Source organism: Cryobacterium sp. Sr3 (assembly GCF_004402835.1).
In the GTDB taxonomy this organism is placed as follows: Bacteria; Actinomycetota; Actinomycetes; order Actinomycetales; family Microbacteriaceae; genus Cryobacterium; species Cryobacterium sandaracinum.
Map to the genome: position 1 here is coordinate 96,299 of NZ_SOFA01000025.1, position 12,360 is coordinate 108,658.

The 12,360-nt window shown below is 66.4% G+C and carries 16 protein-coding genes and 2 tRNA genes; 10 read left to right on the top strand and 8 right to left on the bottom strand.

The genetic code is table 11. From position 1 onward, the window contains the following. Positions 1 to 16 precede the first annotated feature (16 nt). Positions 17 to 892: an acyl-CoA thioesterase II gene (locus E3N94_RS06490; RefSeq protein WP_233191540.1), complete on the top strand. Its 876-nt coding sequence runs from the start codon at positions 17 to 19 to the stop codon at positions 890 to 892. A 63-nt stretch (positions 893 to 955) separates the two neighbouring features. Continuing rightward, complete coding sequence (locus E3N94_RS06495; RefSeq protein WP_134343114.1) at positions 956 to 1,375, top strand: Rieske (2Fe-2S) protein; 420 nt, start codon at positions 956 to 958, stop codon at positions 1,373 to 1,375. 22 nt (positions 1,376 to 1,397) lie between these two features. On the opposite strand, the gene E3N94_RS06500 is transcribed toward E3N94_RS06495, so the two are convergent. The 5 genes from E3N94_RS06500 to msrA form a co-directional block, all read right to left on the bottom strand. After that, complete coding sequence (locus E3N94_RS06500; RefSeq protein ID WP_104103299.1) at positions 1,398 to 1,892, bottom strand: thioesterase family protein; 495 nt, start codon at positions 1,890 to 1,892, stop codon at positions 1,398 to 1,400. Between the two features lie 8 nt (positions 1,893 to 1,900). After that, the gene (gene ettA / locus E3N94_RS06505; protein WP_104103296.1) at positions 1,901 to 3,583 is read right to left on the bottom strand and encodes an energy-dependent translational throttle protein EttA; all 1,683 of its coding nucleotides are present in this window, start codon (positions 3,581 to 3,583) and stop codon (positions 1,901 to 1,903) included. A 5-nt stretch (positions 3,584 to 3,588) separates the two neighbouring features. Then, entirely contained in the window at positions 3,589 to 4,128 is a 540-nt protein-coding gene (locus tag E3N94_RS06510; protein ID WP_241977405.1) for a hypothetical protein, read from the bottom strand. Between the two features lie 123 nt (positions 4,129 to 4,251). Beyond that, the gene (locus E3N94_RS06515; RefSeq protein WP_134569972.1) at positions 4,252 to 4,734 is read right to left on the bottom strand and encodes a single-stranded DNA-binding protein; all 483 of its coding nucleotides are present in this window, start codon (positions 4,732 to 4,734) and stop codon (positions 4,252 to 4,254) included. 432 nt (positions 4,735 to 5,166) lie between these two features. Beyond that, positions 5,167 to 5,688, bottom strand: a complete 522-nt coding sequence (gene msrA / locus E3N94_RS06520) for a peptide-methionine (S)-S-oxide reductase MsrA (protein ID WP_134343113.1) — start codon at positions 5,686 to 5,688, stop codon at positions 5,167 to 5,169. Between the two features lie 17 nt (positions 5,689 to 5,705). On the opposite strand from msrA, the gene mgrA reads away from it, so the two are divergent. From mgrA to E3N94_RS06540, 4 genes are all read left to right on the top strand, one after another. Next, a complete protein-coding gene (gene mgrA / locus E3N94_RS06525) occupies positions 5,706 to 6,713 on the top strand; it encodes an L-glyceraldehyde 3-phosphate reductase (protein ID WP_134569973.1) in 1,008 nt (335 codons plus the stop codon). Positions 6,714 to 6,718: 5 nt separating this feature from the next. Further along, positions 6,719 to 7,675 (top strand): DMT family transporter, encoded by a 957-nt coding sequence (locus tag E3N94_RS06530; RefSeq protein WP_166790074.1) that lies wholly within the window; start codon positions 6,719 to 6,721, stop codon positions 7,673 to 7,675. A gap of 76 nt (positions 7,676 to 7,751) precedes the next feature. After that, positions 7,752 to 7,991 carry a DNA mismatch repair protein gene (locus E3N94_RS06535; protein WP_104103281.1) on the top strand — a complete coding sequence of 80 codons (240 nt, stop codon included), beginning with the start codon at positions 7,752 to 7,754 and terminating at the stop codon, positions 7,989 to 7,991. A 73-nt stretch (positions 7,992 to 8,064) separates the two neighbouring features. Then, positions 8,065 to 8,763, top strand: coding sequence for a hypothetical protein (locus E3N94_RS06540; RefSeq protein ID WP_104103279.1), 699 nt, complete (start codon positions 8,065 to 8,067; stop codon positions 8,761 to 8,763). Positions 8,764 to 8,827: 64 nt separating this feature from the next. On the opposite strand, the gene nadE is transcribed toward E3N94_RS06540, so the two are convergent. The 3 genes from nadE to E3N94_RS06555 form a co-directional block, all read right to left on the bottom strand. Continuing rightward, on the bottom strand, positions 8,828 to 9,649 hold the full coding sequence (gene nadE / locus E3N94_RS06545) for an ammonia-dependent NAD(+) synthetase (protein WP_134374214.1): 822 nt from the start codon (positions 9,647 to 9,649) through the stop codon (positions 8,828 to 8,830). Between the two features lie 55 nt (positions 9,650 to 9,704). After that, positions 9,705 to 9,777: transfer RNA gene (locus E3N94_RS06550), tRNA-Arg, on the bottom strand. Positions 9,778 to 9,818: 41 nt separating this feature from the next. Further along, entirely contained in the window at positions 9,819 to 10,079 is a 261-nt protein-coding gene (locus E3N94_RS06555) for a thioredoxin family protein (protein ID WP_104103273.1), read from the bottom strand. 91 nt (positions 10,080 to 10,170) lie between these two features. Between E3N94_RS06555 and orn the strand changes: the two genes are divergently transcribed. From orn to E3N94_RS06575, 4 genes are all read left to right on the top strand, one after another. Beyond that, on the top strand, positions 10,171 to 10,791 hold the full coding sequence (gene orn, locus E3N94_RS06560) for an oligoribonuclease (RefSeq protein ID WP_104103271.1): 621 nt from the start codon (positions 10,171 to 10,173) through the stop codon (positions 10,789 to 10,791). Positions 10,792 to 10,833: 42 nt separating this feature from the next. Further along, a tRNA-His gene (locus E3N94_RS06565) sits at positions 10,834 to 10,909 on the top strand. A gap of 160 nt (positions 10,910 to 11,069) precedes the next feature. Continuing rightward, entirely contained in the window at positions 11,070 to 11,954 is an 885-nt protein-coding gene (locus E3N94_RS06570; protein ID WP_158250309.1) for an ABC transporter substrate-binding protein, read from the top strand. Positions 11,955 to 11,996: 42 nt separating this feature from the next. Continuing rightward, on the top strand, positions 11,997 to 12,347 hold the full coding sequence (locus tag E3N94_RS06575; protein ID WP_134343110.1) for a metallopeptidase family protein: 351 nt from the start codon (positions 11,997 to 11,999) through the stop codon (positions 12,345 to 12,347). Positions 12,348 to 12,360: the final 13 nt, after the last annotated feature.

Genomic DNA, 12,360 nt, shown 5'->3' on the forward strand with positions numbered 1-12,360 from the left:
CGCCTGAGGAGGCCACATGGACTTGCCGATGGAGGGCCTTCTAACCGCCCTGGACCTCACCGACACGGGCGCCCGCACCAGCGAGGACATCTTCACCGGGCCGTCGCAGTGGATGCCGCTCGGCCGCGTTTTCGGCGGGCAGGTGCTCGCCCAGTCACTGGTCGCCGCGATGCGCACGGTTCCCGACGACCGCCATGTGCACTCGATGCACGGCTATTTCCTGCGCCCCGGCGACGTGGGCCAGCCGATCACCTTCTCCGTCGATCGCATCCACGACGGCCGCTCCTTCTCCACCCGCCGCACGCAGGCCTATCAGGACGGGCATCCGATCCTGTCGATGATCGCCTCGTTCCAGGACGGTGATGAAGGCCTCGAGCACCAGATCGAGATGCCAACCGATATGCCCGACCCGGAGTCCTTGCCGACGGCGGCGGATGCTTTGGCCCAGGTCGACCACTCCATCGCCCGCTACTGGGCGAACGAGCGTCCGTTCGACATGCGGCACCTGCCGTCGCCGATCTACCTCAAGGTGGACGGCGAGCACACCTCTCGCCAGGCCGTGTGGATGAAGACCATGGGCCCGTTGCCCGACGACCCTGACCTGCACCGCGCCGCGCTGGCATACGCCAGCGACTACTCGATCATGGAGCCTGTCATGCGTCGCCACGGCGTGGCCTGGGCCACACCCGGGCTCAAGGTTGCGAGCCTGGACCACGCCATGTGGTTCCACCGCTTCGGCCGGGTCGACGAGTGGATGCTCTACGTACAGGATTCCCCGACCGCCCAGGGTGGACGCGGGCTCTCCACCGGCAGCATCTACAGCCGGGCGGGCCTGCTTCTCGCCACGGTCGCGCAGGAGGGCATGCTGCGCGTGCCCACGAACGCAGAGTAGCCTCTCTCACATGCTCTGAGCGTCTCTGAGCATCTCTGAACGCCCGCCCGATCGAGGAGAACCATGACGAACGCCACCGACATCTCCCGCCGCACCGCGCTCCTGCTCGGCACCGCCGGCACCGCCGTCGCGCTGGTCGGCTGCAGCACCGACGGCGCCGCAGACTCCGGCACCGGCACCGGCAACATTGGCCCGGTGGAGTTAGCCAAGCTCGCCGACATCCCCGTGGGCGGTTCGATCGAGGCCTCCCTCGATGGCAAGCCCATCCTGATCAGCCAGCCCACGGCCGGCACCGTGGTGGCGTTCAGCGCGATCTGCACCCACCAGGGCTGCGTGGTCAAAGCGGTAAAGGACGAGTTCGACTGCCCCTGCCACGGCTCGAAGTTCGACCGTGCCACCGGCGAGGCCCTCGCCGGACCGGCGACCGAACCGCTGGCGTCGGTGAAGGTCACCGTCACCGGCGACGCCGTCACCGCCGGCTGAGGCGGACTGCGTCCGGGCCGGCCTACTCAGCCGGCAGGGACGCGCGCCGGGTGAATCGGATGGGTTCGTCTACGTATGGAGCCCAAGCGGCGCGCTCGACCTCGTTGATCTTGCGCGGCCGCTCGGTCGCGGCATCCACCAACACGATTGTGGTGCTCGCCTGCGCGAAGAGAACCGCTGGCTCCAGGCCGATCGGAGTCCAGACCTCGTAGCAGACCTCGAGGCTGGCGCCGCCGAGCTTGCCGAGCCAGAGACGGATGTCCAGAGGCTGCCTCAGATACGGAATCGGAGCCAGATACTCGGCCTCCATCCGCGCGATCAGGGTCAGCGTCGCCGCGCCCGGGCGCCCGTCCAGCACGGCGGTGCCGGCGAACGCCCCGGGGCCGTCGCCGTCTTCATCCGGCCAGAACGCCTGGATGCGCGCATCCTCGAGCACACGCAACAACTCGGCGTTGTTGACGTGGCCGTAGGCGTCCAGATCCGACCAGCGCAACTTCACCGGCACGCGCAGCTTCACCGCGGGTCCTAGTCGCGGGTCAGCTTGCGGTACGCGGACCGGTGCGGTTTCGCGGCATCCGGGCCAAGGCGTTCGATCTTGTTCTGCTCGTACGACTCGAAGTTGCCCTCGAACCAGTACCAGTTCGCCGGGTCTTCGTCGGTGCCCTCATAGGAGAGGATGTGCGTGGCGATTCGGTCAAGGAACCACCGGTCGTGGGTGATGACCACGGCGCAGCCGGGGAATTCAAGGAGCGCGTTCTCGAGCGAGCCGAGGGTTTCGACGTCCAGGTCGTTGGTGGGCTCGTCGAGCAGCAGCAGGTTGCCGCCCTGCTTGAGGGTGAGCGCCAGGTTGAGGCGGTTGCGCTCACCACCGGAGAGCACGCCGGCCTTCTTCTGCTGGTCGGGACCCTTGAAGCCGAATGTGGACACGTAGGCCCGCGACGGGATCTCGGTCTTGCCGACCTGGATATAGTCCTGGCCGTCGGAGACGACCTCCCAAAGCGACTTGTTCGGGTCGATGCCCGCGCGGCTCTGGTCGACGTAGGAGATGTCGACCGTCTCGCCGATCTTCAGTTCACCCAGGTCCAGTGGCTCGAGTCCGACAATCGTCTTGAACAGCGTGGTCTTGCCCACGCCGTTGGGGCCGATGATGCCGACGATGCCGTTGCGCGGGAGGGTGAAGGAGAGATCCTCGATGAGGACCCGGTCGCCGAAGCCCTTCTTGACCTTCTTGGCGTCGATGACCTGGGCACCGAGGCGCGGGCCGACGGGAATCTGGATCTCTTCGAAGTCAAGCTTGCGGGTGCTCTCGGCCGCTGCCGCCATCTCTTCGTAGCGGGCGAGACGCGCCTTCGACTTTGCCTGGCGGCCCTTCGCATTCGAGCGCACCCATTCGAGCTCGTCCGCGAGGCGCTTGGCCATCTTCGCGTCCTTCTTGCCCGCGATGAGCAACCGTTCCTGCTTCTTCTCGAGGTAGGTCGAGTAGTTGCCCTCGTAGGGGTACAGGTGGCCGCGGTCGACTTCGGCGATCCACTCGGCCACGTGGTCGAGGAAGTACCGGTCGTGGGTGACGGCGAGAACGGCGCCGGGGTACTGGGCCAGGTGCTGCTCGAGCCAGAGCACGCTTTCGGCGTCGAGATGGTTGGTGGGCTCGTCAAGGAGGAGCAGGTCGGGCTTCTGCAGCAGCAGCTTGGTCAGCGCCACGCGGCGCTTCTCACCGCCGGAGAGGTCGGCGACGGAGTAATCGCCCGGCGGGGTGCGGAGGGCGTCCATGGCCTGCTCCAGCTGGGAATCGAGGTCCCAGGCGTCGGCGGCGTCGATGGCCTCCTGCAGCGTGCCCATTTCGGCCAGCAGTGCGTCGAAGTCCGCGTCGGGTTCGCCGAGCGCGAGGCTGATCTCGTTGAACCGGTCGACCTTGGCCTTGATCGGGCCGACGCCCTCCTGCACATTCTCGAGGACCGTCTTGGTCTCGTCGAGTTCGGGCTCCTGCATCAGGATGCCGACCGAGTAGCCGGGCGAGAGCTTCGCCTCGCCGTTGCTGGGGGTGTCCAGCCCGGCCATGATCTTCAGGATCGTGGATTTTCCGGCGCCGTTCGGCCCCACGATACCGATTTTGGCGCCGGGGAAGAACGACATGGTGACGTCGTCGAGGATCAGTTTGTCGCCGACCGCCTTGCGAGCGCGGACCATCGTGTAGATAAATTCAGCCATAGTGCTTACCAGTCTATTTGCCGCGTGGCCCCGACCAGACACGTTCCGGATGCGAGGATCGCCGTGACCGCGCTGTGGTACCCGCCCGTGGCCGGTCCGTTCTGCCCGATCAGGCATTCGCCGTTGAACCGAACGGAGAACTGGATAGAGTCCGCTGGGAGGTCGATGTTGGTCTCGTCGAAGGTAACCTCCATTTGGGCCCGGTCGAAGCCGGAGGCCCCCAGCGCGTCCACGAATGCCCGCCCGCCGGCATTCTCGTCAGCGGTGACGACCGCCGTGGCGACGCTGTCGAAGTAGGCCAGGTTCGCCGCGGCATCCTTCTCCGGCTGTAGCTGCGGCGCGGGTATGGGCGCCGCGCTCGCGGTCGGACGAGCCGACGCCGACGCCGACGCCGTGGCCGTGCTCGAGGAAGTCGCGGCCGGTGCCGCCGAGCAGGCCGCGAGGCTGACCGTGACGGCCAGCCCGAGCAGCAACGCGCTACCGGTGCGTGGGGAACGGATGCCGGTTCGACGTCTCCGGGTTTCCCGATCTGATGGTGCCGGCACGTGGTCCTTCCGCGACCGCGGTGCGGTCAGACCTCTGAGTCTGCCAGATGCCCCGTGTCCCCGAGAGTCTATTCCGGTCACTGTCCCGGTGACTGTGCCGGACACTGTGCCGAGTTGCCGCCATCAGGAATCGACCCCGACTAGCGCCGCGGACTCTGCCTCGTCGCGAATCGGGGGTGCGTCGTCAGTATCGGCAGGTAGGAAGCCGTCCGTGGGCTCGGTCGGATGTGGCGCCGACGCTGCGCCGGGCGGCGGCGAGCGCATGTAGACGGTGCTGCACCAGGCCAGGTCGTGCCCGACGGTCTCTGCCTCGACCTCGACCGAGGTACCGTTGCGGTCGGCATTTTCCCACGGCCGGATGCGCAACCGCCCCGCCACGACTACGTGCTCACCCTTCTGCACCGAGCGCTCCACGTTGTGGGCGAGCTGCCGGAAGGAGGACACCGTGTACCAGTTGGTCTCGGCGTCAACCCAGGTCTGTTTCACACGGTCGAAGCGACGCTGGCTTGATGCCAGCCGAAACGACGTGATGGCCAGCCCCGCACTGGTCACAAGGTGACGGGGCGTGGTGGCCACGATTCCGGTCACGGTGATGCTGTCGCTCATTACGGTCTCCCTCATCCTGTGAGCCCCGGACGAATGCCCGGAACACGCGACCTGGAGCGACGGCTCGTGCCCGTCTCCGCCGCCCCAGATCGCGTACTCCGAGTGTGCGGCGGCAGGACGACGCGCGGCCGCGGCATCCCGAACCTGTGCCCAATGACCGCCCCCCGCAGCTGGGGAGGGCTGGGCTCGCTTCTGACGGAGAGGGTACGGGTGCGCGCCGCGGTCGGTGTCGAACCAATTCGACGGAGATTCTCCTGTGAAAGCGCTCTTTCCCAGCTTCTAGTGCCGCTTTGGGCAAAATCTCCGTCGAATTCGTTTGGCTCCGGGTTTCCGCACGGCGGTCTCGGCGGCGCTGGCACGGCAGCTAGAAAACCCGTTCATTTCGCCGCGCTGGGCGATACTCGCCGCCTACGAATACACGAACTCGCGCTGCTAGAGGAGGTATTCGGCGTAGGACTTGCGGATCTTGTTCACCTTGGGCAGCGCGACGGCCATGCAGTAGCCCTGACCTGGGTTTTTGGCGAAGAAGTCTTGGTGGTGGTCCTCGGCCACGAAGTATTCGCCGAGCGGATCGATCGTGGTGACGACGCCGCCGCCCCACCATTCGGCGGCGCGAGTGCGAGCGGTTTCGAAGAGCCGCTTCTGCGCGTCGTCGGCATAGAACATCGCCGACCGGTACTGGGTGCCCACGTCGGCGCCCTGGCGGTTCAGCTGGGTCGGGTCGTGCAGCGAGAAGAACACGTCGAGGATGACGCTGGCCGGGATGACCTCCGGGTCGAACGTCACGGCGATGGCCTCGGCGTGGCCGGTACGGCCCGTGCACACCGACTCATACGTTGGCCGTTGAGCCCCTCCCCCGGTATACCCGGAAACCACCTCGCTCACGCCACGCAACACCCGATACACGGCATCGAGACACCAGAAACATCCACCTGCGACCACAAAAGTTTGCACACCCCTAGAGTAACGGCATGACCTTCGTGCCAGCTCCGAACCGCTATGCCGACATGACCTACCGACGCGTCGGACGGAGCGGCCTCAAACTGCCGGCGCTGTCTCTCGGCCTCTGGCACAACTTCGGCCACGAGCGCCCGATCGAGACCCAACGCGCCATCCTGCGCCGTGCCTTCGACCTGGGGGTCACCCACTTCGACCTGGCCAACAACTACGGTCCTCCTCCCGGAGCCGCCGAGACCAACTTCGGCCGCATCCTCGCCGAAGATTTCCGGGCCTACCGCGACGAGATGATCATTTCCAGCAAGGCCGGCTACGACATGTGGCCGGGCCCCTACGGCGATTTCGGTTCTCGCAAGTACCTGCTCTCCTCCCTCGACGCGAGCCTGGGCCGGCTCGGCGTCGACTACGTCGACATCTTCTACTCCCACCGGCCGGACCCGGAGACTCCCATCGAGGAGACCATGGGCGCGCTGGCGTCGGCGGTGCAGCAGGGAAAGGCCCTCTATGTCGGCATCTCCAGCTACACCCCCGAGCAGACGCGGGCCGCGGCGGCGGCGCTGGCCGAGCACAAGATCCCCCTCCTGATCCACCAGCCGCGTTACTCGATGTTCGACCGCCACATCGAAGACGGGCTCTTCCCCGTGCTCGACGAGCTCGGCATGGGCAGCATCGTCTTCTCGCCGCTCGCACAGGGACTTCTCACCGACCGCTACCTGGACGGCACCGTTCCGGCAGGCTCGCGGGTCGCGACGAGCGATTTCCTGTCGGAGGACGTTCTCACCGACACCTACCAGGGCCGTGCCCGCGCCCTGAACGAGATTGCCGCCGCGCGCGGCCAGACGCTGGCCCAGCTGGCGGTCACCTGGATCCTGCGCCAGCCATCGGTGACCAGTGTGCTGGTCGGCGCGAGCAGCCTGAACCAGCTCGAGCAGACCGTGGCGGCCTTGGATGCCCCGCCTCTCACCCAGATCGAAATCGACGAGATCGAACCGTACGCCGTGCACGGCACCGGTCTGGGCTGAGCGAAGTGGGCTACCTCTACGCTCTCCTCGCGTCGCTGCTCTTCGGCCTCAACGGCAGCACCACCAAGGTGATCGTGGATGCGGGCCTGTCCCCGGCCCAGCTGACCTTCTTCCGGGTCACGGTCGTCGCCCTCCTGGCCGGCGGTCTGTTGCTCGTGACCAACCGGCGGGCGTTCCGCATCAGCCTGCGCCAGCTCGCGGTAATGGCCGTCCTGGGGGTGGCCGGGGTCGCCCTGATCCAGTGGTTCTACGCAGTGGCGATCAGTCTGCTGCCGGTGGGCATCGCGCTCATGCTCGAGTACACCGGGGTGCTGATCGTCGCCCTGGTCGCCCGGTTCGTCTTCAAGGAGCGGGTCAAATCCCGCATCTGGCTGGCCATCGGCTGCGTTCTGATCGGCATGGCCATCGTCGCCCAGATCTGGGCCAGCACCCTCTCTGAACTGGGTGTGCTGGCGGGAATCCTCGCCGCAATCTGCCTGGCAGTGTATTTCCTGGTCGGGGAGCGGCAGGTCGCCGCGACCTCGCCACTGGCCGTGTCGTTCTGGTCCATGCTTTTCGCCAGCGCGTTCTGGCTCGTGTTCAGCGCCTGGTGGCAGGTCGAGCCGCAGACCCTGGTTCAGGATGTCGCGTTGAACGGCAACCTCGGGGCGGTGTCTCTCCCGCTGTGGCTGCTGACGCTGTGGAACGGCGTGTTCGGCTCCTTCGCCCCGTATCTGTTCTCGTACATGGCGCTCGGCCGACTGACTGCCACGGCGGCCGGCATCGTGTCTGCCTCGGAGGTGATCTTCGCCTTCGCGTTCGCGTTCCTCTGGCTCGGCGAGTCCCTCGACGGGCTGCAGATGGCGGGGGTGGTCCTTGTGCTCGCGGGCATCGTCGTCACCCAGACCGCACGTCCGAACCGGGTTGTGGACCTCGACCTGGCCAGCCAGGACATGGTTTTGCTGAACGGACCTCTGCGGTAGCGCCGAAACCACTGTCGGTGGCTCTCCGTAGCCTGAGGGGACCCTCACCCGCGTACGGTCGATCTCGGAGAATTCCATGTCCACACCAGCGTCCCCACTTCCCCGACTGCCGGTCATCCGCGGTCTGCAGTTTGTTCCCGTGAAAGACGGCCTCTGGCGGGTCTCGAACCGGTCCGGCATGGTGCTCGGGCACATCGAGCGGCGCACCGAGGTCGACGGCGACCACTTCGCCGCGCGGCGCCTGCTCGCCGCCACCCGCACAATGAACGTCGGTTCGTTCTGGCGCATTGACGACGCGGCCGACTGCTTCCGCTGACTGCGCGCACCTCCCCGCAGGGCACGCCGCGCCGCTCCCGGAGATCGGGACGAGACGCCGGTAAAGTGCGCTCATGCAGTGGTGGAATAGTTTCGTATCCTGGCTCACGGCAGCCAGCAATCAGTCCATGGTTTTCAGCGCCGTGGTGCTCATCGTCTCGATCGTCGTCGCCAGCCTTCTGGCGGCGGTGATCTCCCGCGGGGCGATCAAACGCCTCTTGGCGCAGAACGACCGGGCTCTCAAGGCGGCCGTGATCGGCACCCTCGTGGATGCCGCGACCGAGGCATCCGTCTGGAACTCGCTCACGCCGCAGGAGCAGGTCATGGCGGACCGCGCGGTGGGCCAGGCCGACGTGCAGCTGCGCCTCCTGCCGATCAAGGGTTCGGGCGTCGCCGCGAACTGGGCCGCGCATCAACTCGCTGAGCTCAAGCGCACCTCGGCCACGTTCGGGTACCAGCTCGAGCCCGCGCTGCTCGAGTTCCGCGACCGCCTGGTCGAATGGCAGGACAAGCCGGGCCGCACCCGCAAGATCTTCCAGAGCGACCTCGACCGGTGGAAGGTCTCCAAGAACAGCACCGAGAAGAACCTCCTCGCCGAGCAGGATGCCTGGACCGCCCAGCAGCACCACGACCAGTTCACCGCCGCGCCGGCCGCGCCCGTGCCTGCCCCGCTACAATATGCGTCTGGAACGGCCTCGGCGTCGACGGAGACCCAGCGCCTCCTCGACGACGTGCAGGCACTGGAAGTGCGCCCCACCCCGCTCCAGAGCTAGACGTCCGTGAGCCGCCGCCGCGCTCCCGAGCGAGGCGGCGGCGGCGGCTCACAGCTCTCACGAGTCAGCGCCACCACTCGTCGAACATCGATGCCGGGACCTGGCGCTTGTGCTCGGTGCCGAGGTAGCGGTTCTCGATCGTCTCGGCGACGAGATCGTCGACGGGCAGCCCTTCCAGGAAGTCGTCGATCTGCTCGTACCGCAACCCCAGGTTGGCCTCGTCGGTCTGGCCGGGGTTGTCGTCGAGAAGGTCGGCAGTCGGCGCCTTGAGGTATAACCGGTCCGGCGCCCCCAGCTCGACCAGAAGCGCTCGCCCCTGACGCTTGGTCAGTCCGGTCAGCGGCAGGATGTCCGTGCCGCCGTCGCCGTACTTGGTGAAGAATCCCGTGACCGCCTCGGCGGCGTGGTCGGTGCCCACGACCAGCAGGCCGGCCGAGCCGGCGAGGGCATACTGGGCGACCATGCGCACCCGGGCCTTGACGTTTCCCTTGTCGAAGTCCGGCAGCGGGCGGCCCGTCGCATCGGCGAATTCCGCTTCGATGCCGTCGACGGCGCGCTTGATGTCGAAGGTGACGGTCGACGCAGGACGAATGAATTCCAGGGCGAGCTGCGCGTCCTCCTCGTCCCGCTGCACCCGGTACGGCAGGCGCACGGCCTGGAAGATGGCCGAATGTCCCGCCTCGGCGAGCTGCTCCACGGCCAGCTGGCACAGACGGCCGGCCAGGCTGGAATCCTGACCCCCGCTGATGCCGAGCACGAGGCCCTGTGCCCCCGTTCGGAGCAGGTAGTCCGCGAGGAACTGCACTCTGCGGCGAACCTCGGAGGATGCATCGATATGGGGGGACACGTTCAGCTCCGCGATGATTCGCGCCTGTAGTTCTCGCATTTCCCGAATCTACCAAACCTAGGGTAGAGCAACAGGATTCACGGGTGTTGTGCGGTGCCCCCGGTAGGAATCGAACCTACGACAAGCGGATTAGAAGGCCGCTGCTCTATCCACTGAGCTACGGGGGCGAAGAACGATCAACAATACCGCAGACCCGGCCCGCCGGCGCTCAAACGGCCTTCGCGGCCGCCACGAGCACCTGGGCGAGTGTCGGCACACCCGTGGCCCGGAAGACCTCGATCCCGGCCGCGTCCCGGATGATCACCGTGGGGGTGATCCGGATGCCGTCGGCCTCGGCTTCCGCGACGTCCCGCACCACGTCGAGCTCACGCACGGTCGCCTGGGGCACGAGGCGTTCGACCTCGGCCAGGACTGCCCGGGTCTGCATGCAGGGCTCACAGAAGGCGGAGGAGAAGTACGTCAATTCCATGCGAGGTAGTCTACGGAGCGAACGTCTCAGTCGCACCGCTGCCGGGATCAGCGCAACAGGGCCGGTCGGCGTCCGCCGTTAGACTCGGCACATGAAAAAAAGTAGTGACCGGTTGGTGTGGATTGACTGCGAGATGACCGGTTTGGACATTGATTCCGACGAGTTGGTGGAGATCGCTGTAGTGATCACCGATTACGACCTGAACATCATCGACCCGGGACTCGACCTCATCATCAAGCCGAATCAGGCGTCGCTGGAGAACATGAACGACTTCGTGCGCAACATGCACGAGACCAGCGGGCTGATCAACGAGATCCCGAACGGAATCAGCGCCGCCGAGGCCGAGACCCTGGTGCTGGAATACGTACTGCAGTTCATCCCGGCCGAGCAGAGGGCTCCGCTGGCGGGAAATTCCATCGGCACCGACCGGGCCTTCCTGATGAAATTCATGCCTCGCCTCGACGCCCAGCTGCACTACCGCAACGTCGACGTGTCCTCGATCAAGGAACTCGCACGCCGCTGGTACCCGCGGGTTTACTTTAACGCCCCCGCGAAAGACGGCGGACACCGCGCCCTGGCTGACATCCTCGAATCCATCCGCGAACTGGCGTACTACCGCCAAACCGTGTTCGTGGCCGACCCCGGGCCGTCCAGCCAACAGGCGAAGAACAGCGCGGCCGAAGCCGTGAACATTTTCGCTGCGAACATGTAATACACTTGTCAAGTTGCCTTCTCTGTGAGAAAGCAGCGCATGGTGGGTATAGCTCAGCTGGTAGAGCATCCGGTTGTGGTCCGGAAGGCCGCGGGTTCAAGCCCCGTTACTCACCCCAATTGAAACACGCAGAAACAGTCCATCGAACGCGCGACCGGGCCCTCGGATTCGGCCGCGCGTTCGCATTTCCGGCATCGAAACGCCGCACCGAAATGGTGTCCTCGCCTCGGCCTCCCCGCGGTCCAACGGCGTCCGGGACAGCTGAAAGGGATCTCTCCATGCGTGCTCGTTTCGCCCTCCCCGCCGTCGCTGCGGTGGCCGCCCTCCTGCTCACCGGCTGCGTCGACAACACTGTGCCGGTTCCCGGAGCCGACGCCACCGCGCCCGCCAAGACCGTGACCGAAGATGCCGCCGCCTCGGCGCTGCTCCCGGAGAAGGTCCGCGCCTCCGACACGCTCGTGATCGGAACGAGCCCGAATTACTCCCCCAACGAGTTCAAGGACGATTCCGGCAACCCGATCGGCTGGGGAGTCGAACTCGGCGCCGCGGTTGCCGCGAAGTTGGGTCTGACCGCCGACTACAAGGTCGCGAATTTCGACACCATCATCCCGAGCATCATCGGCGGCGAGATGGACCTGGGAAACTCGTCCTTCACCGTCAACCTGAAGCGCCAGGAGCAGGTCGACTTCGTCAACTACTACACGGCCGGCATCCAGTGGGCCTCCGCCACCGGCACCACCGTCGACCCCGACGACGCCTGCGGCCTGAAGATCGCCGTGCAGTCCACCACCTACGAGGACACCGACGAAATCCCGGCCAAGAGCGCCGCCTGCGTCGCCGCCGGAAAGCCCCCGATCGACAAGCTCAAGTTCGACACCCAGGACCTGGCCACGAACGCCACTGTGCTCGGCCAGGCCGACGCCTTCAGCGCAGACTCCCCGGTCACCCTCTACGCGATCCAGCAGACCGCGGGCAAGCTGCAGAAGGCCGGCACCTCCTTCGACGAGGCACCGTACGGCATGGCCGTGGCGAAGGACTCCGGGATGGCAGCGGCCGTGCAGGCTGCCCTGCAGTCCATGGTCGACGACGGCTCCTACGGCGAGATCCTCAAGACCTGGGGCGTCACCGACGGCGGCCTGAGCACCATCACGATCAACGGCTGACCGGCTCCCTGAGAGGCTGAACGAATGTGAGATGCTGAACGGATGCCGCAGCTGACTCACGAGGAGTTCGAGCGTCTCGTCGTCGACGAGCTCGACCTCCTGCCCGACGACATGGTCGACGGCCTGGACAACGTGATCTTCGTGGTCGAGGACCGACCCGAAGACGGCACGATGGACACCCTCGGGCTCTATGACGGGGTTGCCCTGACGGAGCGCGGGCAGTACGGCTTCGGTGAGATGCCGGACCGGATCGTGCTCTACCGGGAGCCGCTGCTGGACCTCTGCGCGGATCTCGAGGAGTTGCGCGACCAGGTGCACATCACTCTGGTGCATGAGATCGCCCATTTCTACGGCATCGACGACGACAGGCTGCACGACCTCGGCTGGGGATGACCAACCACCGTTA

Excerpts from the sequence above, each read along its gene's own strand:
- mgrA (WP_134569973.1), top strand. The coding sequence starts at position 5,706 with ATGACCTTCGTGCCAGCTCCGAACCGCTATGCCGACATGACCTACCGA.
- E3N94_RS06515 (WP_134569972.1), bottom strand. The coding sequence starts at position 4,734 with ATGAGCGACAGCATCACCGTGACCGGAATCGTGGCCACCACGCCCCGT.
- E3N94_RS06495 (WP_134343114.1), top strand. The coding sequence starts at position 956 with ATGACGAACGCCACCGACATCTCCCGCCGCACCGCGCTCCTGCTCGGC.
- nadE (WP_134374214.1), bottom strand. The coding sequence starts at position 9,649 with ATGCGAGAACTACAGGCGCGAATCATCGCGGAGCTGAACGTGTCCCCC.
- E3N94_RS06490 (WP_233191540.1), top strand. The coding sequence starts at position 17 with ATGGACTTGCCGATGGAGGGCCTTCTAACCGCCCTGGACCTCACCGAC.
- orn (WP_104103271.1), top strand. The coding sequence starts at position 10,171 with ATGAAAAAAAGTAGTGACCGGTTGGTGTGGATTGACTGCGAGATGACC.
- E3N94_RS06575 (WP_134343110.1), top strand. The coding sequence starts at position 11,997 with ATGCCGCAGCTGACTCACGAGGAGTTCGAGCGTCTCGTCGTCGACGAG.
- E3N94_RS06555 (WP_104103273.1), bottom strand. The coding sequence starts at position 10,079 with ATGGAATTGACGTACTTCTCCTCCGCCTTCTGTGAGCCCTGCATGCAG.
- ettA (WP_104103296.1), bottom strand. The coding sequence starts at position 3,583 with ATGGCTGAATTTATCTACACGATGGTCCGCGCTCGCAAGGCGGTCGGC.
- E3N94_RS06535 (WP_104103281.1), top strand. The coding sequence starts at position 7,752 with ATGTCCACACCAGCGTCCCCACTTCCCCGACTGCCGGTCATCCGCGGT.
- E3N94_RS06540 (WP_104103279.1), top strand. The coding sequence starts at position 8,065 with ATGCAGTGGTGGAATAGTTTCGTATCCTGGCTCACGGCAGCCAGCAAT.
- E3N94_RS06570 (WP_158250309.1), top strand. The coding sequence starts at position 11,070 with ATGCGTGCTCGTTTCGCCCTCCCCGCCGTCGCTGCGGTGGCCGCCCTC.